The sequence below is a fragment of the Micromonospora sp. BL1 genome (assembly GCF_003667485.1).
GTDB classification, from domain to species: Bacteria; Actinomycetota; Actinomycetes; order Mycobacteriales; family Micromonosporaceae; genus Micromonospora; species Micromonospora tulbaghiae.
The window spans coordinates 1-1,377 of record NZ_RCVK01000394.1; the positions used below are offsets into that span (position 1 = coordinate 1).

1 protein-coding gene is annotated in these 1,377 nt (G+C 67.6%); it reads left to right on the plus strand.

What is annotated here, in order from left to right:
- Positions 1–77: 77 nt before the first annotated feature.
- A complete protein-coding gene (locus tag EAD96_RS29070; protein WP_121686484.1) occupies positions 78–1,322 on the plus strand; it encodes an IS256 family transposase in 1,245 nt (414 codons plus the stop codon).
- Positions 1,323–1,377 lie beyond the last annotated feature (55 nt).

Consider the following 1,377-nt stretch of genomic DNA (forward strand, 5'->3'; position numbering starts at 1 on the left):
GCGTGTTGCGTAGATGAGAGACGGCCATCGCGTCGATCCTTCAAGACGACCAAGTCAGAGAAGGAAGAGAGGACGCGATGGCCGCTTCAGAGAGTGTGAACCCTGTTGACCTGCTGCGCGAGCAGATCGAGGGCGCGTCGCCGGACGTGTTGCAGGCGATGATCAAAATGTTCGCGCAGGCGGTGATGTCCGCCGAGGCCGATGCCATCTGCGGAGCCGGCTATGGGCAACGCAGCGACGAGCGGGTCAACTCTCGCAACGGCTACCGGCCTCGGGAGTGGGACACCCGCGCCGGAACGATCGACCTGGCGATCCCCAAGCTCCGTCAGGGCAGCTACTTCCCCGACTGGCTGCTGACGCACCGGCGACGGGCAGAGCAGGCCCTGGTCTCGGTGGTCGCCACGAGCTATCTGCTCGGGGTGTCGACGCGGCGGGTGGAGAAGCTGGTCGAGACCCTCGGCATCCGGCAGTTGTCGAAGTCGCAGGTCTCGGAGATGGCCGCCCACCTCGACGCCCAGGTCGAGGCGTTCCGCAACCGACCCCTGGACGCCGCCCACTACACGTTCGTGTGGATGGACGCGCTGACCATGAAGGTCCGCGAACACGGCCGGACCGTCAACGTCCACGCCCTGATCGCGGTCGGGGTCAACGCCGACGGCCAGCGTGAAGTCCTCGGCGTCGACGTCGCCTCGGACGAGGACGGCGCCGGCTGGCTGGCGTTCCTGCGCAGCCTGACCGCCCGCGGACTCTCCGGCGTCCAACTGGTCATCTCCGACGCCCACCGCGGCCTCGTCGCCGCGATCGGCGCCGCCCTGCCCGGCGCCACCTGGCAACGATGCCGCACCCACTACCTGCGCAACCTGCTCACGAAGGTGCCGAAGTCGGCGCAGCCGTGGATCGCGACCCTCGTGCGCACGATCTTCGACCAGCCTGATGCCGACGCCGTCCACGCCCAGTTCCGGCGGGTCGTGGCCACGATCGAAGCGAAGTTCCCCGCCGCGGCCGAACACCTCGACGCCGCCCGCGATGACCTCCTCGCGTTCACCAGTTTCCCGCGCGAGATCTGGCGTCAAATCTGGTCGAACAACCCGCAGGAGCGACTGAACAAGGAGATCCGCCGCCGCACCGACGTCGTCGGGATCTTCCCCAATCGGGCGGCGATCATCCGCCTTGTCGGTGCTGTCCTGGCCGAGCAGACCGACGAGTGGACCGAGGGTCGCCGCTACATGGGCCTGGAACTCCTCGCCAAAGCCCGCCTGATCACCGTCGACACCAGCCAACACGACACCGACCAACCCGACCCCACCCCGATCGCCGCATAGCATCAGACCGGATCACGCGATGGCCGTCTCTTACACCATCAGCGCGGACGTGACC